The sequence below is a fragment of the Streptomyces sp. PKU-EA00015 genome (genome assembly GCF_013387495.1).
Lineage (GTDB): Bacteria > Actinomycetota > Actinomycetes > Streptomycetales > Streptomycetaceae > Streptomyces.
In genome coordinates, this window is record NZ_JABZEE010000127.1 from 1 (window position 1) to 486 (window position 486).

Sequence of the window (486 nt, forward strand, 5' to 3'; positions counted from 1 at the left end):
TTCCGTGAGACGCCATTGCGCGATTTGGCAACAATGACGCCGGATCAAGCCTGCCGTCATCCGAACTGGTCGATGGGGCGTAAAATTTCTGTCGATTCGGCTACCATGATGAACAAAGGTCTGGAATACATTGAAGCGCGTTGGCTGTTTAACGCCAGCGCCAGCCAGATGGAAGTGCTGATTCACCCGCAGTCAGTGATTCACTCAATGGTGCGCTATCAGGACGGCAGTGTTCTGGCGCAGCTGGGGGAACCGGATATGCGTACGCCAATTGCCCACACCATGGCATGGCCGAATCGCGTGAACTCTGGCGTGAAGCCGCTCGATTTTTGCAAACTAAGTGCGTTGACATTTGCCGCACCGGATTATGATCGTTATCCATGCCTGAAACTGGCGATGGAGGCGTTCGAACAAGGCCAGGCAGCGACGACAGCATTGAATGCCGCAAACGAAATCACCGTTGCTGCTTTTCTTGCGCAACAAATC

1 pseudogene is annotated in these 486 nt (G+C 53.7%); it reads left to right on the forward strand.

Features of this window, described 5'->3' with window-relative positions:
* Nucleotides 1-486: pseudogene (locus tag HW130_RS35170) on the forward strand (1-deoxy-D-xylulose-5-phosphate reductoisomerase); the annotation flags it as partial.